Annotated in this window: 17 protein-coding genes; 10 read left to right on the top strand and 7 right to left on the bottom strand. The window is 73.0% G+C overall.

Annotation, left to right across the window (positions count from 1 at the left end; translation table 11 throughout):
* Positions 1–59: 59 nt before the first annotated feature.
* Both GQ466_RS11235 and GQ466_RS11230 read left to right on the top strand, forming a co-directional pair.
* On the top strand, positions 60–1,301 hold the full coding sequence (locus GQ466_RS11235) for an MFS transporter (protein ID WP_337193420.1): 1,242 nt from the start codon (positions 60–62) through the stop codon (positions 1,299–1,301).
* On the top strand, positions 1,298–2,278 hold the full coding sequence (locus GQ466_RS11230; RefSeq protein ID WP_161102818.1) for a TolB family protein: 981 nt from the start codon (positions 1,298–1,300) through the stop codon (positions 2,276–2,278). Before GQ466_RS11235 ends, GQ466_RS11230 begins: the two co-directional genes overlap by 4 nt.
* A 4-nt stretch (positions 2,279–2,282) precedes the next feature.
* Here GQ466_RS11230 and GQ466_RS11225 read toward each other — a convergent pair whose 3' ends face one another.
* Both GQ466_RS11225 and GQ466_RS11220 read right to left on the bottom strand, forming a co-directional pair.
* Positions 2,283–3,191 (bottom strand): phosphotransferase, encoded by a 909-nt coding sequence (locus GQ466_RS11225; protein ID WP_161102817.1) that lies wholly within the window; start codon positions 3,189–3,191, stop codon positions 2,283–2,285.
* Positions 3,192–3,248: 57 nt separating this feature from the next.
* Complete coding sequence (locus tag GQ466_RS11220) at positions 3,249–3,878, bottom strand: HNH endonuclease family protein (protein ID WP_161102816.1); 630 nt, start codon at positions 3,876–3,878, stop codon at positions 3,249–3,251.
* Positions 3,879–4,852: 974 nt separating this feature from the next.
* Between GQ466_RS11220 and hpf the strand changes: the two genes are divergently transcribed.
* From hpf to GQ466_RS11205, 3 genes are all read left to right on the top strand, one after another.
* Positions 4,853–5,566 (top strand): ribosome hibernation-promoting factor, HPF/YfiA family, encoded by a 714-nt coding sequence (gene hpf, locus GQ466_RS11215; RefSeq protein WP_161102815.1) that lies wholly within the window; start codon positions 4,853–4,855, stop codon positions 5,564–5,566.
* Between the two features lie 163 nt (positions 5,567–5,729).
* Entirely contained in the window at positions 5,730–6,515 is a 786-nt protein-coding gene (locus GQ466_RS11210; protein ID WP_237417849.1) for a response regulator, read from the top strand.
* Positions 6,516–6,551: 36 nt separating this feature from the next.
* A complete protein-coding gene (locus GQ466_RS11205) occupies positions 6,552–7,706 on the top strand; it encodes a winged helix-turn-helix domain-containing protein (protein ID WP_337193419.1) in 1,155 nt (384 codons plus the stop codon).
* A 78-nt stretch (positions 7,707–7,784) separates the two neighbouring features.
* On the opposite strand, the gene GQ466_RS11200 is transcribed toward GQ466_RS11205, so the two are convergent.
* A complete protein-coding gene (locus GQ466_RS11200) occupies positions 7,785–8,123 on the bottom strand; it encodes a hypothetical protein (protein ID WP_161102814.1) in 339 nt (112 codons plus the stop codon).
* 186 nt (positions 8,124–8,309) lie between these two features.
* On the opposite strand from GQ466_RS11200, the gene secA reads away from it, so the two are divergent.
* Positions 8,310–11,156 carry a preprotein translocase subunit SecA gene (gene secA, locus GQ466_RS11195; protein ID WP_161102813.1) on the top strand — a complete coding sequence of 949 codons (2,847 nt, stop codon included), beginning with the start codon at positions 8,310–8,312 and terminating at the stop codon, positions 11,154–11,156.
* 49 nt (positions 11,157–11,205) lie between these two features.
* Here secA and GQ466_RS11190 read toward each other — a convergent pair whose 3' ends face one another.
* The 4 genes from GQ466_RS11190 to GQ466_RS11175 all read right to left on the bottom strand — a co-directional run bounded on the left by GQ466_RS11190 (position 11,206) and on the right by GQ466_RS11175 (position 14,988).
* Complete coding sequence (locus GQ466_RS11190; protein ID WP_161102812.1) at positions 11,206–11,622, bottom strand: Rv3235 family protein; 417 nt, start codon at positions 11,620–11,622, stop codon at positions 11,206–11,208.
* A gap of 89 nt (positions 11,623–11,711) precedes the next feature.
* Entirely contained in the window at positions 11,712–12,977 is a 1,266-nt protein-coding gene (locus tag GQ466_RS11185) for a PTS transporter subunit EIIC (protein ID WP_161102811.1), read from the bottom strand.
* A gap of 27 nt (positions 12,978–13,004) precedes the next feature.
* Positions 13,005–13,730: a UTRA domain-containing protein gene (locus GQ466_RS11180; RefSeq protein ID WP_161102810.1), complete on the bottom strand. Its 726-nt coding sequence runs from the start codon at positions 13,728–13,730 to the stop codon at positions 13,005–13,007.
* 64 nt (positions 13,731–13,794) lie between these two features.
* A complete protein-coding gene (locus tag GQ466_RS11175) occupies positions 13,795–14,988 on the bottom strand; it encodes a PTS transporter subunit EIIC (protein ID WP_161103829.1) in 1,194 nt (397 codons plus the stop codon).
* 198 nt (positions 14,989–15,186) lie between these two features.
* Here GQ466_RS11175 and nagA point away from each other — a divergent pair, with 198 nt between their 5' ends.
* From nagA to GQ466_RS11155, 4 genes are read left to right on the top strand one after another with little or no spacing between them, the layout of a single operon-like run.
* Positions 15,187–16,347: an N-acetylglucosamine-6-phosphate deacetylase gene (gene nagA, locus GQ466_RS11170; RefSeq protein ID WP_161102809.1), complete on the top strand. Its 1,161-nt coding sequence runs from the start codon at positions 15,187–15,189 to the stop codon at positions 16,345–16,347.
* Positions 16,344–17,387 (top strand): SIS domain-containing protein, encoded by a 1,044-nt coding sequence (locus tag GQ466_RS11165; protein WP_161102808.1) that lies wholly within the window; start codon positions 16,344–16,346, stop codon positions 17,385–17,387. The genes nagA and GQ466_RS11165 overlap by 4 nt, the downstream gene beginning before the upstream one ends.
* Before the next feature lie 15 nt (positions 17,388–17,402).
* Positions 17,403–17,660: a PTS sugar transporter subunit IIB gene (locus GQ466_RS11160; RefSeq protein ID WP_161102807.1), complete on the top strand. Its 258-nt coding sequence runs from the start codon at positions 17,403–17,405 to the stop codon at positions 17,658–17,660.
* A 10-nt stretch (positions 17,661–17,670) separates the two neighbouring features.
* Positions 17,671–18,120 carry a PTS sugar transporter subunit IIA gene (locus GQ466_RS11155; protein ID WP_161102806.1) on the top strand — a complete coding sequence of 150 codons (450 nt, stop codon included), beginning with the start codon at positions 17,671–17,673 and terminating at the stop codon, positions 18,118–18,120.
* Positions 18,121–18,162: the final 42 nt, after the last annotated feature.

Below are 18,162 nucleotides of genomic sequence, written 5' to 3'. Positions count from 1 at the left end.
GGACCGTTCCCCGGGGCCGTTGCGCTCCGGGGGACGGTCGCGCGGCGAGGAGGTCCGTGGTGTATCTGTCGGCAGGCCGCGTCGCGGACGCGGCGGGCGGGGTGCGGCGGCGCGTCCCGCTGCGCTCGGTCGCGAGGAACATCGCGCCGAACGTGGTGGCGCTCGGCGCGGTCAGTCTGATCACGGACGTGTCGTCGGAGATGGTGACGGCCGTCCTTCCCCTCTACCTGGTGGCGGGCCTCGGCCTGTCGCCGCTGGCCTTCGGCTTCCTGGACGGGCTGTACGGCGGCGCGTCGGCGTTCGTCCGGCTCGCCGGCGGGCATCTGGCCGACCGCCGGACGGGCCACAAGGCCGTCGCCGGCTTCGGCTACGCGCTGTCCGCGCTGGTCAAGCCGGTGTTCCTGGTCGCGACGTCCGTCCCCGGCATCGGCGCCGCGCTGGTCGCGGACCGGGTCGGCAAGGGCGTCCGGACGGCCCCCCGCGACGCGCTGATCTCGCTGTCCAGCCCGCCGGACGCGCAGGGCCGCGCGTTCGGCGTCCACCGCGCGATGGACACGGCCGGGGCGCTGCTCGGCCCGCTCGTCGCGTTCGGCGTGCTGAGCGCCGCCAGCCAGCGCTACGACCCGGTGTTCATGGTGAGCTTCTGCTTCGCGGTGCTGGGCGTGGTGGTGCTGGTGCTGTTCGTCCAGGACCGGAAGGGCACGGCGACGGCGTCGGTCCGCGCGACGCTGGCGGTGCTGCGCCGTCCCGCGTTCGCCCGCGTGTGCGCCGCCTCGCTGCTGCTCGCCACGACGACCGTCAGCGACGCGTTCGTGTACCTGCTGCTGCAAAAGATGGCGGACGTGCCCGTCCGGTACTTCCCGCTGCTGCCCGTCGGGACGGCCGCGTCGTACCTGCTGCTGGCCGTCCCGCTCGGCATCGCCGCCGACCGGCTGGGCCGCCGCCGGGTGTTCCTCGCCGGGCACGCGGTCCTGCTGCTGGTGTGCGCGCTGCTGCTGACGCCGCTGGGCGGCACGGTGCTCCTCGTCGCCTCCCTGGCCCTGCACGGCGCGTTCTACGCCGCGACCGACGGCGTCCTGATGGCGCTGGCCGGTCCGATGCTGCCCGCCGGCACCCGCGCGGGCGGCCTCGCGGTGCTCCAGACGGGCCAGGCCACGGCCGCGCTCGGCTGCTCGGTGGCGTTCGGCGCCGCCTGGACCTGGTGGGGTCCGCACACCGCCCTGCTCGCGGCGTCCGGGGCGCTGGCCGTCGCGGGCCTCGCCGCGTTCGCCCTGCTCACGAACCGAAAGGCGGTCGCATGACCACCCGCACCCGGCTGCTGATCGTCGCCGCCTGCGCCCTCGTGCTGGGCCTCGTCGCGACGGTGTTCACGCTGCGCGCCGGAAGCAGCGCCGCCAAGACCGGGCAAGGCGCGCAGTTCACGCTCGGCACGCCCGGCCGGATCGTCTTCCGCGACATGCGGATGGGGCCGGGTAAGGACCATCTGGCGTCCGTCGCCGCCGCCGACCCGAACGGACCCCGGACCGTCAGCGGCCTGGTGTGCGCCCGCTTCCACGCGGCGGCCGGGACGGGCCTGTGCCTGCGCGACGTCCCCGGCCTCGCGCCGGGCTACGACGCCGTCGTCGTCGACGCCCAGCTCCGCCCGAAGCGCCACGTCAAGGGCACGGGCGTCCCGTCCCGCACGCGGGTGTCGCCGAGCGGGCGCATGGCCGCCTGGACGGTCTTCGTCAGCGGCGACAACTACGGCGGACTCAACTTCTCCACCCGGACGAGCATCCTCGACACCCGGACGGGCCACCTGATCCCGTCTTTGGAGACCTTCACCGTCTACAAGGACGGCACCCGCTACCAGGCCGCCGACACCAACTTCTGGGGCGTCACGTTCAAGGACGACACGCACTTCTACGCCACCCTGGCCACCCACGGAAAGACGTACCTCGTCGCGGGCGACACGACCCGCCGGGAAGTGACGACCCTGCACGCGAACGTCGAGTGCCCGTCCCTCTCACCGGACGGCACGGCGATCGTGTACAAGAAGCGCGTCCGGGACGCGTCCACCGGCCGCCCCTGGCACCTTTACCGCCTCGACCTGGCGACCCGGCGCGAGACGCCGCTGGCCGAGGCGCGCAACGTGGACGACCAGGCCCTCTGGATCGACGCGGCGCACATCGCCTACTCCCTCCCCGGCGACTACGGCTCCGACCTGTGGACCGTCCCCGCAGACGGCACCGGGGCCCCAACAAAACTCCTCCAAGCCGCCTTGAACGCCGTCTTCTGACCGGTCAGGAGACGGACCGCCGCAGACCGGCCAGGGACTCGTCGCGCAGACGGGCGCGGCCGGTCGCGGCGGCGTACTCGGCCAGCGTCGCGCAGAGGGACACGGCGGCCACGCGGGCGCGCAGCTCGGTGGCGGGCGAGACGGGACCGTAGGCGGCCAGCAGGGCGTCCCGGGCGGCGCCCTGGAACCCGGCGTAGGCGAGCGACAGGTCCACCGCCGCGTCCGCGCGGCACAGGTCGCCCCAGTCGATGACGCCGGCGGCCCGTCCGTCCGGCCCGACGAGCAGGTGCCGCATGTGCAGGTCGCCGTGGGCCACGACGAGCCGCGCGTCCGACGGCCCGGACCGCGCCCCGGCGGCGAGCAGGTCGGCGACCGCCGCGTCGGGCTCGTAGAGGCCGCGCGAAGCGAGCCGGTCCAGCCGCTCCCGCGCCATCGGCGCGCGCACCGAGGGGTCGCCGCGCCGGAACGGGTCGACCGGCAGCCGCGCCCCGAGCGCGGCGGCGAGGTCCGGAGCGTGCAGCGCCCGCAGGAAAGAGCCCACCGAGGCGGCGGCGGGCGTCCGCAGCGCGTCGGGCAGCCCGCTCTCGGCCAGCTCGCGCCCCGGGAGCAGCCGCGCGCCGAAGAACGGCCACGGGAAGGCGTCGGACGGCCGGCCGACGATCTCCGGCACCGGCACGGGCAGCGGCAGCACGGCGGCCAGCCGGGGGAGGAGGGCGATCTCGCGCTCCACACCGGGAACGGCGATCCGGCGGCGCGGGAACCGCAGCACCCACGTCCCGTCGGCCAGGAAGACGGTGTTGTCCCAGCCGGTCGCGAGCGGGGCGACGTGCGCGAACCGGCCGCCGAACAGCTCGGCCGCCCAGGCCGCCGAGACGTCGATCTCGGGTTCCCATTCCGGACGGGCGTCGTCCATGACCAGAACGGTAGCCCGCCGTCCCGGCCATGGCGCGGACGGGACGGCGGGCCGGGCTCAGCAGGTCGCGAGCATCGAGGTCAGGGCGCTCTTCTCGGCGCTGTCGACGGTCAGGTTGTAGTACCACTTCACCTGGATCCAGGCGCGGGCGTAGGTGCAGCGGAACGACGCGACGGACGGCTGCCACTCGGCCGGGTCCTTGTCGCTCTTGGCCTGGTTGACGTTGTCGGTGACGGCCCACAGCTCGGGTCCGCCGAGGTCGTTGGCGTACGCCTGGCGCTGCGCGGTCGTCCAGGCCCACGCGCCCGAGCCCCACGCCTCGGCGAGCGGCACCATGTGGTCGATGTCGAGGTCGGACGCCGCGTGCCACGTGGCGCCGTCGTAGGGCGAGTACCAGGTGCCGGACACGGCGGCACAGGACGAGTCGGTAACGACGTTCGTCCCATCGCGCTTGAGGACCTGCTCCCGGGTGTTGCAGGTCCCGGAGATGGTGATCCAGTGCGGGAAGAGCGAACGGTCGTACGTGCTGCCGTGCGATTCGGGCGCGACGGTCAGCGCGGCGAGACGGGACGCGGCGGTGGACGCGGACGGAATGTTCGGCGGTGTTGCGAACGCGGGGGCCGTGACGGCGGTGACGAGTGCGGCGGCCAGCGGTACGGGCAGGAGGAACGACAGCAGACGGCGCATCGGGGCGTGCCCTTCTGACGCCGTGCCCGCCCGGGGTTCGGGACTCCGCCGGAGGGGGCGCGGGAACGGCGACACCGCGACCGTTACATTCGCCCCAAAGCCGATAAATGGCGCGTTCTGCCCAGGCGTGCAAGGCGCCTTGGGCGGAAGCTGCCGGACACCCGCCCCGACCTGCCGCGACACGCCGCCGGAACCGCCGGACGCCCCGATGAAGAATCGGCGAACCCCGCGCGGGCGACGCCCGGCCCGGACGCGACCGCCCGCTGTCACCCCAGGTCGCGCCCCGACCACGCCGTGGTGACAACGTTCACACCGCGGGGCAAGGCCGATCTGTCACCAGAAGTAGCGGCCGGGCGGCGCAGACGGGGTATGTGTCCCGCGCGACGGGTCACGCGCGATCAGCGGGGAGGTAGAGATTTCTCCAACAGCCGAAGCGAGGACGAGCACGTCACGGCCACGGCCCGAAACGCCCGCAGGCCCTGCGCCATAAGGGCCGGGCGCTCCGATGCAGGCTCCGGGGGAGGCGTCCGGACGCCGTCGGCGCGCCCGCCGATGACCGTCCGTGAGAATTTCGTCCGCCCAACCCCCCTGACATTCACGGCGTAAGGGGTTAGCGTTCCAGACATGGCACCCGCCCGGGTCCGTGGTTGCGTCGGATCGCAGCGCTCCTCGGGAGCGCGACCGCCGATCCGGCTAGCCGATGCCAGGCGCAGGCGAAACGGCCCACGTAAGGCGACTTCTCGTCGACCGATCACGGTGCGCCTTAGAGGTAAGTCCTGCCCCGTCGGGGGATCCGACATCCCCCGCAGCGGGAGAAGGGCAGTAGTGGCGAGAGCGCCGCGAACCCCTCGGCAGGCGGATGTGGGGACGAAGACCAGGTCGGCCGGGCGGGTGCGATCCACCGAGCCAAGGCGTCCTCCCGGTGGTGCGACCCCCGGGGGGACCGGGCACCGCAAGCGACAGAAGGGGGACCCGTGGACATCGTCGTCAGGGGTCGTCACACCGAAGTCGACAACCGGTTCCGCACGCACGTCGACGGCAAGCTGACCAGGATCGGGCGGCTCGACCACAAGGTCATGCGCGTCGACGTGGAGGTGTCGGAGGACCCGAGCCTGCGCGTCCCGGAGGAACGGGAACGCGTCGAGCTGACGGTCCGCTCCAAGGGACCGGTGGTGCGCGCCGAGGCGTCCGCCGAGGACCGCTACGCCGCGCTCGACCTCGCCCTGGACAAGCTGGAGGGACGCCTCCGCCGCGACGCCGAGCGCCGCAAGGCCCACCACGGCCGGGCGCGCGGCCGGTTCGCCGCCCGCCGGACGGCCGCCGACGCCGACCTGCCCGGGGCGCTCCAGCCCGGCGGCGGGGCGGGCGGCATCGCCGCGACGATGATCGCGCCGGTGGACGAGGGCGACGCGGCCCTCGCCGACGGCGGCAGGCCGAACGCGGCCACCGCCGGATCGGTCCCCGGCGAGGAACATCTCGTACCGTTCGAGATGGACGGCGACGGGCCGGTCGTCGTTCGCGAGAAGGCGCACACCGCCGAGCCGATGTGCATCGAGCAGGCCGTCACCGAGATGGAGCTGGTGGGCCATGACTTCTTCCTGTTCCGCGATCGCGACTCCGGACGTCCTTCGGTCGTCTACCGCCGCCGGGGCTGGGATTACGGCGTCATCCGCCTTGTCGAAGAGTGATGCGGCACTCGCGTCCCGTCACCGCCCGAACCGTGTCATGATCTAGAAAAGGCGTTCTCCGCAGGGCCGTGGACGCGGCGGTCCGGGGCCGGGGAGGGCGGGCGGTGCCCGCCGCCCGCGCCCGGCCCCCCGCCGCTCCCCGCCTCCCCGCGACCACGAGCAGATGAAGGGGGGAAGCGGCGTCTCCTCCAGCGCCGCGACTCAGGTGAGCGAAGAAGCCGAGGCTCGCGGCCGAACGGCGGTTCCACGGCCGTCCACGCCCCGGACCGCGCCCGAGACCGCCCGCGACCCGATCCGCGTGCTGATCGTGGACGACCACGCGCTGTTCCGGCGCGGCCTGGAGATGGTCCTGCGGGACGAACCCGACATCGAGGTCGTCGGCGAGGGCGGGGACGGCCACGAGGCGGTCGAGATGGCGGGCGACCTCACGCCCGACATCGTGCTCATGGACGTCCGGATGCCCCGCCGCAGCGGCATCGAGGCGTGCACCGCGATCAAGGACGTCGCGCCCAGCGCCAAGATCGTCATGCTGACCATCAGCGACGAGGAGGAAGACCTCTTCGAGGCGCTGAAGGCCGGGGCGAGCGGCTACCTGCTCAAGGAGATCTCGATCGACGAGGTCCCGCAGGCCGTCCGCGCGGTCCACGGCGGGCAGTCGCTGATCAGCCCGTCGATGGCGTCCAAGCTGATCACCGAGTTCGCCGCGCTGGCCAAGCGCAGCGAGGAGCGCGCCCAGCAGGTCCCCGCGCCCCGGCTGACCGAGCGGGAGATGGAGGTGCTGCGGTTGGTCGCGCGGGGCCTCGGCAACCGCGAGATCGCCCGGGAGCTGTTCATCTCCGAGAACACCGTGAAGAACCACGTCCGCAACATCCTGGAGAAGCTGCAGCTCCACTCCCGGATGGAGGCGGTCGTCTACGCGGTGCGCGAGAAGCTGCTGGAGATCACCTGACCCGGGAATGTCGGTGGCGCGACGTAGCATCGCGCCGTGGCCGTTCCCCTGCCTGAACCCGAGACCGAGCTGACCGCGTCCGAGGCGCGTCGGCTGCAGTTGCGCGCGCAGGGCCTGCTCGGCGCGGACGGGCGGCGCGGCGGCGTCCCCGCCGTGCTGAACCGGCTCGGCGCCGTCCAGCTCGACACGATCTCGGTGCTGGCGCGCTCGCACGAACTGGTGCCCTACGCGCGGCTCGGCGCCGTCGGGCGCGACGCCGTGGAGGACGCCTACTGGGGCGGCGGCCGGACGTTCGAGTACTGGGCGCACGCCGCGTCGATCCTCCCGGTCGCCGACTGGCCGTACTTCGCGTTCCGCCGCCGCGCCTACCGGGCGCGGGGCCAGCGCTGGCACCGGGTCGACAAGGCCGTGCTGGACGAGGTCCGCGTCCGGCTCGCCGCCGAGGGCCCGCTGACCACGCGCGAACTGGGCGGCGCGAAGGCGGGCGCCGACTGGTGGCAGTGGAGCGACCACAAGATCGCGATCGAGTGGCTGCTGGACACCGGCGAGGCCGTCTGCGTGGAGCGGCGCGGCTGGCGGCGCGTCTACGACCTGGCCGAACGCGCGATCCCCGCCGAGCTGCTGGCCGTCGACCCCGACGACGACGCGTGCCTGACCCGGCTCGTCCGGCACGCGGGCCGGGCGCTCGGCGTCGCGACCCGCGCGGACCTCGCCGACTACTACCGCGTCCGGGGCGAGCAGGTGACGCGGGTGATCGAGGCGACCGGGCTCGTCCCGGTGCGCGTCGCGGGCTGGCAGGCGCCCGCCTGGGCCGACCCGGACGCCCTGGCGTTCCCGCCGCGCGGACGGCACGCCACCACGCTGCTGTCCCCGTTCGACTCCCTCGTGTGGGACCGCGCCCGCGCGTCGCGCATGTTCGGGTTCGACCACCGGCTGGAGGCGTACGTCAAGAAGGCCGACCGCGTCCACGGCTACTTCGTGATGCCGCTGCTGGCGGGCGGACGGCTGATCGGCCGCGTCGACCCGGCGCGCGAGGGCCGGACGCTGGTGGCGCGCCAGGTCTCGTTCGAGCCGCACGCGGCGACCCCAGCGCGGATCGAGGAGTCGCGGGACGCCCTGAACCGGGCGCTCAGGGAAGCGGCGGACTGGGTGGGCTGCGACGACGTCCGCATCGAACGCATCGCCGACTGACGGCGGGCAGCCCACGGGCGGGAACCCCGGAGGGTCCCCGCCCGTTGGAAGGGTGTGCGCGGTCCTGAAGAGGACGGCTCAGCCGTGCGGCTGCTTCTGGGTGTCGGTGCGCGTCGGCGTCGCGATCGTCTCGCCGGCCTCGCCGCCGCGCCGCTTGGCGCTGCGGGAGCCGAAGACCGAGTAGTCGACGATCTCGGGGATCACGCGCGGCTTGTCGACCACGACGTCGGAGAAGACGTGGACGAGCCCGGCGGCGGCGATGCCGACGGCCACGATGCCGAGCCCGACGTAGAAGCCGACCCAGAACGGGCCTTTGCACAGGGAGACTCCCCCGGTGACGAAGCCCGCGAAGATGATCGTGACCGCGACCCAGGAACTGGCCCGGCCGGCGTGCGAGCCGGGAGAATCTTCGGACATGGTGCCCCCCTCATCAGGTGCCTCAATACAGCTAACCGCACACCGCCGGGGTCAAACGGCGCCCGGGGTGGATTGCGTCGCAGGGTGACCTAGACCATTCTGGGTCTCGCCTACGATGGCAATCGTACGTGTGGTGTGCGCGCCGCCCTCAGGCGGTGACCCACGATCTGCAAGGAGCCTCCTAGAGTGCCGCCAGTCATCGACAAGATCCTTCGTGCGGGCGAAGGCAAAACCCTGCGCAAGCTCAAGAAGCTCGCGGATCAGGTCAACTCGATCGAGGAGGACTTCCTCGACATGAGCGACGCCGAGCTGCGCGAGCTGACCGACCAGTACCGGGAGCGCATCGCCGACGGCGAGTCCCTGGACGAGCTGCTCCCCGAGGCGTTCGCCACCGCACGCGAGGCCGCCAAGCGGGTGCTCGGCCAGCGGCACTACGACGTCCAGATCATGGGCGGCGCCGCGCTGCACCTCGGCAACATCGCGGAGATGAAGACCGGTGAGGGCAAGACCCTGACCTGTGTGCTCCCCGCGTACCTCAACGCCCTGTCGGGCGAGGGCGTGCACGTCGTGACGGTGAACGACTACCTGGCCAAGCGCGACGCGGAGTGGATGGGCCGCGTCCACCAGTTCCTCGGCCTGGAGGTCGGCGTCATCCTCCCGCAGATGACGCCGGACGAGCGCCGCGCCGCGTACGCCGCCGACATCACCTACGGCACGAACAACGAGTTCGGCTTCGACTACCTGCGCGACAACATGGCCTGGTCGCTGGAGGAGTGCGTCCAGCGCGGCCACAACTTCGCGATCGTGGACGAGGTGGACTCCATCCTGATCGACGAGGCCCGCACCCCGTTGATCATCTCGGGTCCGGCCGAGCAGAACTCCAAGTGGTACAGCGAGTTCGCCAAGATCGTCCCGCGGCTGAAGCGCGCCGAGCTGGTCAGCACGGCCGGCCAGGTCGACGAGTACGGCCCGGGCGACTACGAGGTGAACGAGAAGAAGCGCACGGTCGGCATCACCGAGTCCGGCGTCGAGAAGGTCGAGGACTGGCTCGGCATCGACAACCTGTACGACTCGGTGAACACGCCGCTGGTGAGCTTCCTGAACAATGCCCTGAAAGCCAAAGAACTCTACAAACGCGACAAGGACTACGTCGTCATGAACGGCGAAGTGCTCATCGTGGACGAGTTCACCGGCCGAATCCTCCACGGCCGCCGCTACAACGAGGGCATGCACCAGGCCATCGAGGCCAAGGAGGGGGTGACGATCAAGGACGAGAACCAGACGCTCGCCACGATCACCCTCCAGAACTACTTCCGCATGTACGACAAGCTCTCGGGCATGACCGGCACCGCCGACACCGAGGCCGCGGAGTTCAACAAGACCTACAAGATCGGCGTCGTCCCGATCCCGACGAACAAGCCGATGGTCCGCAAGGACGTCGCCGACGTCGTCTACAAGACCGAGCAGGCCAAGTTCGAGGCCGTCGTCGACGACATCGCCGACCGGCACGAGAAGGGCCAGCCGGTCCTGGTCGGCACGACCTCGGTCGAGAAGTCCGAGCGGCTGTCGCGGATGCTGCGCCGGCGCGGCGTCCAGCACCAGGTGCTGAACGCCAAGCACCACGAGCAGGAGTCGGCGATCATCGCCGAGGCGGGCCGCAAGGGCGCCGTCACGGTCGCGACGAACATGGCGGGCCGCGGCACCGACATCATGCTCGGCGGCAACCCCGACTTCCGCGCCGACCTGGAGCTGCACCAGCGCGGCCTGTCGCCGCTGGAGACGCCCGACGAGTACGAGGCGGCGTGGCCGGAGGCGCTGGAGAAGGCTAAGGAGGCCGTGAAGGGCGAGCACGAGGAGGTCGCCGAGCTGGGCGGTCTCTACGTCCTCGCGACCGAGCGGCACGAGTCGCGGCGCATCGACAACCAGCTCCGCGGCCGGTCCGGCCGTCAGGGCGACCCGGGCGAGTCGCGCTTCTACCTGTCCCTCGAGGACGACCTGATGCGGCTGTTCAACTCCGCGCGGGTCGAGGCGCTGATGACGCGGCTGAACATTCCCGACGACGAGCCGATCGAGTCCAAGCTCGTCAGCGGCGCGATCAAGTCCGCGCAGGGCCAGGTCGAGCAGCAGAACTTCGAGATGCGCAAGAACATCCTGAAGTACGACGAGGTCATGGACCGGCAGCGCAAGGTGATCTACGCCGAGCGCCGCAAGGTCCTGGAGGGCGAGGACCTCACCGAGCAGATCTCCAACATGATCGACGAGGTCGTCAACGGGTACGTCGCGGGCGCGACGGCCGAGGGCTTCGCCGAGGAGTGGGACCTGGAGAAGCTCTGGGGCGCGTTCCGCCAGCTCTACCCGATCGCGGTGAAGATCGAGGACCTGGCCGAGGACGAGGACGACCTGTCCGGCCTGGACGCCGAGACGCTCGCCGAGCGCATCCGCGAGGACGCCCACGCGGCCTACGCCAAGCGCGAGGAGGAGCTGGGCTCGGAGGTCATGCGGGAGCTGGAGCGGCGGGTCATCCTGTCGGTCCTGGACCGCAAGTGGCGCGAGCACCTCTACGAGATGGACTACCTCCAGGAGGGCATCGGCCTGCGGGCGATGGCGCAGCGCGACCCGCTGGTGGAGTACCAGCGCGAGGGCTACGAGATGTTCAACGCCATGCTCGACGGCATCAAGGAGGAGTCGGTCGGCTACCTCTTCAACCTCGAGGTCGAGGTGGAGGAGCAGCCCGCTCCGGCGGTCGGCGCGAACCCGGTGGCGCTGACGGCGACCGCGGTGGACGCGGACGAGGCCGAGGTCGAGGAGGCCGAGGACGAGGCTCCGGTCGTCCACGCCAAGGGCCTGGAGGACCGGCACCGTCCGAAGAAGCTGGAGTACAGCGCGCCGACCGTGGACGGCGAGGGCGGCGTGGAGCTGCACAGCGAGGAGGAGCCGGACGAGTACGCCGGCGTCTCCCGCAACGACCCGTGCCCGTGCGGCTCGGGCAAGAAGTTCAAGCGCTGCCACGGCGACCCGCGCAACCGCGCCTGAGCCGGACCGACGGCCTCCCGGGGACGCCCCCGGGAGGCCGTCGGCGTTCTCAGGCGGCGCGGGCGAGGCGGCGCGCGGGGACGGTCGTCTCCAGCTGGACGCAGCGCCACCGCTCGTGCAGGAACTCCAGGCGCAGGGCGAGCGCGCGGACGTCCGTCCCGAGGCGCAGGACTGCGCCCGCTTCGGCGGCCTGCGGGGAGGGCCGCTGCACCCAGGACGTGAGCACCTGCGGCGGCGCGGCCCGTCCGGGCGGCGGGACGTGGGCGGCGAGCCGGGCGCGGATCTCGGGGAGCATGCCGCGCGCGAGCCGCGCCGGCGGGCACGCCCCGGCGAGGACGGCGGCGACGAGCGCGATGAGGGCGCGCGCGGCGGGTTCGGGCGACGGCGCGGTGCGGGCGTCCAGGAGGCGCAGCGGCGGCCGGGTCGGGACGATCCGGAGCCGTTCGGACGAAGCGTGCGCGGTCATGGGGAGCCTCCGGAAGACGAGGGCGCCGGACGTTCCGGCGCCACCTTTCAAGAGGTCAGAGCCCATGCCGTAAATACGTTCTGGCCGGATCAGGCCACGGGTTCGTCCTTCTCGCGGCCGGGCGTCGCGAAGTCGAACCGCCGGATCAGGTAGCTGAAGATCACGTAATACAGGACGAAGTAGACGATCCCGAGCCCGATGATCAGTGGCAGCCCGCGGGTGTTGTCCTTGGACGCGTTGAGCACGAGGTCGATGCACCCGGCCGAGAACCCGAACCCGAGCCGTGCCCCGGCGGCGTCCAGCAGCGCCAGCGACACGCCCGTCAGCACGACGTGGACGGCGTACAGGACGGGCGCGACGAACATGAACGCGAACTCGATCGGCTCGGTGACGCCGGTGACGAACGCCGTGAGCGCCGCCGAGATCATGAGCCCGCCGACCGCGCGCCGCCGTTCGGGCGCGGCCGTCCGCCAGATCGCGAGCGCCGCGCCGGGCAGCCCGAACATCAGGACGGGGAAGAACCCGGCCGTGAACCCGCCCGCGTGCGGGTCGCCCGCGAGGTACCGGTTGATCTCGCCGTGGACGACGCCGTCCGGGCCGTTGTACGTGCCGAACACGAACCAGATCAGCGAGTTCGGGATGTGGTGCAGCCCGAACGGCAGCAGCAGCCGGTTGACGACGCCGTAGACGCCCGCGCCGAGCGCCCCGGCGCCGGTGATCCAGTCGCCGAACGCCGTCAGCCAGCCGCCGAGGACGGGCCAGGCGAGGCCGAGGAGCACGCCGAGCACCAGCGCGCCGAGCGCGGTGACGATCGGGACGAACCGCCGTCCGCCGAAGAACGCCAGCCACGCCGGCGGCGCGACGCGGTGGTAGCGCTGGTAGAGCACGGCGGCGAGGACGCCGATGAGGATGCCGCCGAGGACGTCCGTGGGGTTCTTCGCGCCCCAGTCCACGACGGAGTGCAGGCTCCCGTCGGCGTCGGCCTGCTGGACGACGACCGTGCCGCGCAGCGAGGCCCGGTGCGAGAACATGATCTTGGAGACGCGGTCGAAGACCAGGTAGCCGACGACCGCCGCGAGCGCCGTGGACCCGTCCGCCTTGCGCGCGAAGCCGATCGCCACGCCGACCGCGAACAGCAGCGGCAAAGCCCCGAACAGCGCCTCCCCGGCGCCGCCGACGATCTCGGCGACGCGGTCCCAGCCGAGGCCGCGCGCGCCGAGCAGGTCGTCCTGGCCGAGGCGCAGCAGGATCGCGGCGGCGGGCAGGACGGCGATCGGCAGCATCAGGCTGCGGCCGATGCGCTGCAGCACGGCGAGGGCGGCCGGGCCGGGGCCCGCCGCGGTCGCGGACGTCATCGGGGGGTGTCCTCTCAGCGGGCCGGCTCAGGGGAGGCCGAGGGTGGTGCGGATCTGGTAGCGGTCGGCGCGGTAACTGGAGACGCCCAGCTCGGCGCAGACGCCGCCGGTGTAGGAGCGCCGCTGGAGCCGCAGGACGGCCCCGCCGCGCGGGATCTCCAGGTGCCGGGCCTCGTCCGCCTCGGCGAGCCCGGCGTCGATCGTCTGGTCGCCCGCGTCGAACACGAGCCCGTACACGGCCTCCAGGACGCCGTGCAGCGAGCGGTCGGCGAGCCGCCGGTCCAGGAGGTCGGGGGCGAGCGCGGCGAGGATGTGGGACCGCTCCACGGCCATCGGCTCGCCGTCGGCGGTGCGCAGCCGCTCGACGACGTGGACGGGCGTCCCCGCGGGGATGTCGAAGAGGCGCGCGAGCCGGGCGTCGGCCGGGACGGTGCGCCGGTCGAGGTCCCGCCCGCCGGGCCGCATCCCGCGCGCGAGCATGTCCTCGGTGAACGAGACGAGCCGCAGCGGCATCTCCAGCTTGGGCCGCGCGACGAACGTCCCCTTGCCCGGGACGCGGTTCAGCCGTCCCTCGCCGACGAGCAGCTCGATCGCCTGCCGGACGGTCATCCGCGACACCCGGTAGCGCGCGCACAGCTCCCGCTCGGACGGGATCGGCGCGTCCAGCGGCAGGTCGGCGCCGTCGATGAGGTTGAGCAGCAGCGCGCGGAGCTGGAAGTACTTGGGCAGCGGACTATGGGGATCAATGCTCACAGGCGGGTCCTCCCGGGAGGCAACACAACAACCCCGCCCGCCGCGCCGCAAGCCCGGCGGCCGTTCAGTCGAGGAACTCGCTGGTCAGACGGCCGGGCGTGGGAAGGTTCAGCCGGCGGATGAGCAGGGAGAAGACCACGTAGTACAGGACGAAGTACACGAGCCCGAGCCCGACGATGAGCGTCAGGTGCCGCGTGTTGTCCTTCGTCGCGTTGAGCAGCAGGTCGATGAGCCCGGCGGAGAAGCTGAACCCGAGCTGGGCGTGGACGGCCGCGAGCAGCGCCAGCGCGACGCCGGCGAGCAGGACGTGGACGGCGTAGAGCACGGGCGCGACGAACATGAACGAGAACTCGATCGGCTCGGTGATCCCGGTGAGGAACGCGGTGAGCGCGGCCGACAGCATGAGCCCGCCCACGCCGCGCCGCGTCTCGGGGGGCGCGGCGCGCCAGATCGCCAGCGCCGCGCCGGGCAGTCCGAACATCAGGACGGGGAAGAACCCGGCGAGGAGCCGTCCGGCCTGCGGGTCCCCGGCGAAGTAGCGCGGGATCTCGCCGTGGACGACGCCGTCCGGGCCGTTGTACGTCCCGAAGACGAACCAGATCAGCGAGTTCAGGATGTGGTGCAGCCCGAGCGGCAGCAGCAGCCGGTTCGCCACGCCGTAGACGCCCGCGCCGAGCGCGCCGAGCCCGGTGATCCCGTCGCCGAACCGGTCGATCCAGCCGCCGAGGACGGGCCAGCCGAGCCCGAGCGCCACGCCGAGGACGAGCCCGGCGACCGCGCCGAGGATCGGGACGAGCCGCCGGCCGGAGAAGAACGCGAGCCAGGACGGCAGCCGGACGTCCCGGAACCGGTCGTACAGCAGCGCGACGACCACGCCGATGACCAGCCCGCCGAGCACCTGGGTGGGGTTGGGGAGCCCGTAGCCGACGACGTCGTGCAGATGGCCGGTCTCGTCGCGGACGCTGAGCACCACGTCGTGCCGCAGCGACCGGGAGTGGGCGAACATCGTCTTGGACACCCGGTCGAACACCAGGTAGGACACGACGGCGGCGAGCGCGGTGGAGCCGTCCGCCCGGCGCGCGAGCCCGATCGCGACGCCGACGGCGAACAGCAGCGGCAGCGCGTCGAACAGCGCGCCGCCCGCCGCGCGGAAGACCTCGGCGACGCGGACGAGGCCGAGCCCGGACGCGCCGAGCAGGTCGTCCTGGCCGAGCCGCAGCAGCAGCCCGGCGGCGGGCAGCACGGCGATCGGGAGCATGAGGCTGCGTCCGACGCGCTGCAGGACGGCCAGGGCCGCCGTCCCGATGGAGCGCTCCACGGATCCTCCTCACCCGGTCGTCCGGTCCCTGGTGGTCCCATGCCTGGTCTAGTAGGGTTCTACTGGTCTAGTCCGGACTAGACCAGTTCCGGAGACTGAACCGGCTCGCGGACTCGGCGGCATGGAGAGCGCACACGCATGGCAGCACTGCTGATCACGGCCGACGGCATGATCGCTTCCCCCGACGGTGGTCGTACCCGGCTGCTCGCCCCGGGATTCGTCCGGGCGGCGGACGGCGTGATCACCGAGGTCGGCGAAGGACGCCCGGCCGGGGCGGACGTGTCGCTGGACGGCGGCCTGCTCGCCCCCGGCCTCGTGGACCTCCAGGTCAACGGCTTCTACGGCCACGACTTCGCCGACGCCGACGAGCGGGCCTGGCACGAGGTCGTCACGCGCCTGCCCGGAACCGGCGTGACCGCGTTCCTGCCGACGTTCATCACGGCGCCCGTCGCCGAACAGGCCGCCGCGCTCCGCCGGACACAGGACCTGCTACCGAACCTCCCGGAAACGACCGCGCGGGTACTGGGCGTCCACCTGGAAGGCCCGTTCCTGTCCCCGCGCCGCAAGGGCGCCCATAACGCGGCCCACCTCACCGACCCGACACCGGACGCGATAGCCGCGCTGCTGGAGACCGGACTCGTCCGCCTGGTGACGCTCGCCCCCGAACGGGCCGGCGCGCTGGACGCCGTACGCACGCTCACCGAGGCCGGTGTGCTCGTCAGCGTCGGGCACAGCGACGCCACCGCCGCGCAGGCCGAGGCCGCCGCCGACGCGGGCGCGCGCATGGTCACGCACCTGTTCAACGCGCAGAGCGGCCTGGACCACCGCGCGCCGGGCGTCGCCGCGCAGGCGCTGACCGACGCGCGGCTCGCCCCCGGCCTGATCCTCGACCTCGTCCACGTCGCGCCCGTCATGGCGCGGCTGGCGTTCGCGGCGGCGCCCGGCCGGATCGTGCTCGTCACCGACGCCGCGTCCGCCGCCGGGATGCCGCCCGGCCGCTACGACCTCGGCGGCGAGCCGATCGAGCTGCCCGCGCAGGGTCCGCCGCGCCGCGCCGACGGCACGATCGCCGGGTCCGCGCTGCGCCTGGACGAGGCCGTCGGGAACGCGATCGCGCTCGGGATCGACCCGGTGGCCGCCGTGGACGCCGCGTCCCGCGTCCCCGCCGACCTGATCGGCCGCCGCGACCTCGGCCGCATCGCCCCCGGCGCGCGCGCCGATCTGACCTGGCTCGGCCCGGACCACCGGGCGCGTAGGACCTGGATCGGCGGGCAGGAGCCCCGCGAAGGAGGATCATGACGACCAGCCGGATGCGCGCCGAGATCGGCGAGCAGCCCGCCGCGCTGCGCCGCACGCTGGACGCGCTGCTGCCGCGCGTCCCCGACCTCGCGGCGCTCGCCCGTGGAACGCGCCAAGTGCTGTTCATCGCGCGCGGGTCCTCCGACAACGCCGCCGTCTACGGCCGGTACCTGGCCGAGACGCGGGCCGGACGGCTCGGCACGCTCGCCGCCCCGTCCGTCGCCACCGCCTACCGGACCAAGCTGGACCTGTCGGGCGTGTTGGCCGTCGCGATCAGCCAGTCCGGCAAGACCGAGGAGATCGTCCAGACGCTGGACTGGGCGGCGGACTGCGGCGCCGCGACCGTCGCGGTCACCAACGGCGCCGGGTCGCCGCTGGCCGAGTCCGCGCAGGTCGCGCTGGTGACCGAGGCGGGCGACGAGCGGGCGGTCCCGGCGACCAAGACGTACACGACCCAGCTTGCGGCGCTGGCCGTCCTGGCGCTCGGCCTCGGCGCGGACGTCCCGCGCGACGACCTGCGCCGCGTCCCGGACGAGATCGCCGCCGTCATCGCGCGCGCCGAGGAGTCGGCGGCGCTGCCGGAGATCGTCGAGGGCCTGGCGGGCGTCCAGGGCGTCGTCGTCTCCGGGCGCGGCCTGGCGTTCGGCACCGCCCTGGAACTCGCCCTCAAGATCAAGGAGGCGTGCTATCTGCACGCGATGGGCCTGTCCTACGCCGACCTGCTGCACGGGCCGATCGCCGTCGTGGACGACCGCACGCCCGCCCTGCTCGTCGCCGCCGGGGACGGCCCCACGCTGGCCGGTACGATCGCGCTCGCCGACCGCGTCAGGGGCGCCCGCGCCCGCGCGTTCGCGGTCGGCGGCGGTATGGGGCTGGCCGCCGCGAGCGACGCGGCGCTGCCCGGGCCGGACCTGCCCGAGTGGGTCGCGCCGCTCGGGCTGATCGTCCCCGGCCAGCTCCTGGTCGAGCGCCTGGCCCGGCGGCTCGGCGTCGACCCGGACGTGCCGCGCGGGCTCAACAAGGTGACACAGACCGACTGACGGGAAAGGGTCGCGATGAGACGTCGCACGGCGGGACGGCGGGAACGCGCGGAGGCGATCGTCGCGGCGCTCGGCGGCGCCGCCAACATCGTCGCCGTCGAGCCCTGCACGACCCGGCTGCGCTCGGAGGTGCGCGACGGCGCCCGCGTGGACGAGCCGGGCCTGCGCGCGGCGGGCGCGATCGCGGTGCTGCGCAGCGGCGGCGTGGTGCAGGTCGTGGTGGGTCCGGAGGCGGACGCGCTGGCCGCCGACATCGAGGACGTCCTGGAGTAGGGGAGAGGCCATGACCCGGGTGCTGTCGCCGGTCGCGGGCCGGGCGATCGGCCTGGCCCGGGTGCCGGACGCGGTGTTCGCGCAGGCGATGGTGGGTCCCGGCACGGCCGTCGACCCCGAGCGGCGGGCGGGCCGGTCCATCGCCCCGGTCTCGGGACGCATCGTGAAATTGCACCCGCACGCGTACGTGATCGTGGACGATGAGGGCCACGGCGTTCTCGTCCATCTCGGGATCGAGACCGTCAAGCTGAAGGGACGGGGATTCGAGCCGCTGGCGGCGGAGGGCGACGAGGTGAACGCGGGGGAGCCGATCGTGGCCTGGGACCCCGTGGTGGTCGAGGCGGCCGGACGGTCCCCGATCTGCGCCGTCGTGGCCCTGGACGCCGACGGCGGCGCGCTGACCCGACTCCGTGAGGACGGACCGGTCCAACAAGGAACCGAACTGTTCACATGGACCTGATGGCGAAGTCCGCCGTGCCGTTCGTACGTTTGCGACGGGTAT

The sequence above is a fragment of the Actinomadura rayongensis genome (genome assembly GCF_009831215.1).
GTDB classification, from domain to species: Bacteria; Actinomycetota; Actinomycetes; order Streptosporangiales; family Streptosporangiaceae; genus Spirillospora; species Spirillospora rayongensis.
Note: the sequence above shows the minus strand (reverse complement) of the source record. Positions and strands in the feature narration are given on the sequence as shown.

Coding starts and splice junctions, on each gene's coding strand:
- GQ466_RS11230 (WP_161102818.1), top strand. CDS start 1,298: ATGACCACCCGCACCCGGCTGCTGATCGTCGCCGCCTGCGCCCTCGTG.
- GQ466_RS11225 (WP_161102817.1), bottom strand. CDS start 3,191: ATGGACGACGCCCGTCCGGAATGGGAACCCGAGATCGACGTCTCGGCG.
- GQ466_RS11220 (WP_161102816.1), bottom strand. CDS start 3,878: ATGCGCCGTCTGCTGTCGTTCCTCCTGCCCGTACCGCTGGCCGCCGCA.
- GQ466_RS11210 (WP_237417849.1), top strand. CDS start 5,730: ATGAAGGGGGGAAGCGGCGTCTCCTCCAGCGCCGCGACTCAGGTGAGC.
- GQ466_RS11200 (WP_161102814.1), bottom strand. CDS start 8,123: ATGTCCGAAGATTCTCCCGGCTCGCACGCCGGCCGGGCCAGTTCCTGG.
- GQ466_RS11190 (WP_161102812.1), bottom strand. CDS start 11,622: ATGACCGCGCACGCTTCGTCCGAACGGCTCCGGATCGTCCCGACCCGG.
- GQ466_RS11185 (WP_161102811.1), bottom strand. CDS start 12,977: ATGACGTCCGCGACCGCGGCGGGCCCCGGCCCGGCCGCCCTCGCCGTG.
- GQ466_RS11175 (WP_161103829.1), bottom strand. CDS start 14,988: ATGCTCCCGATCGCCGTGCTGCCCGCCGCCGGGCTGCTGCTGCGGCTC.
- nagA (WP_161102809.1), top strand. CDS start 15,187: ATGGCAGCACTGCTGATCACGGCCGACGGCATGATCGCTTCCCCCGAC.
- GQ466_RS11165 (WP_161102808.1), top strand. CDS start 16,344: ATGACGACCAGCCGGATGCGCGCCGAGATCGGCGAGCAGCCCGCCGCG.
- GQ466_RS11160 (WP_161102807.1), top strand. CDS start 17,403: ATGAGACGTCGCACGGCGGGACGGCGGGAACGCGCGGAGGCGATCGTC.
- GQ466_RS11155 (WP_161102806.1), top strand. CDS start 17,671: ATGACCCGGGTGCTGTCGCCGGTCGCGGGCCGGGCGATCGGCCTGGCC.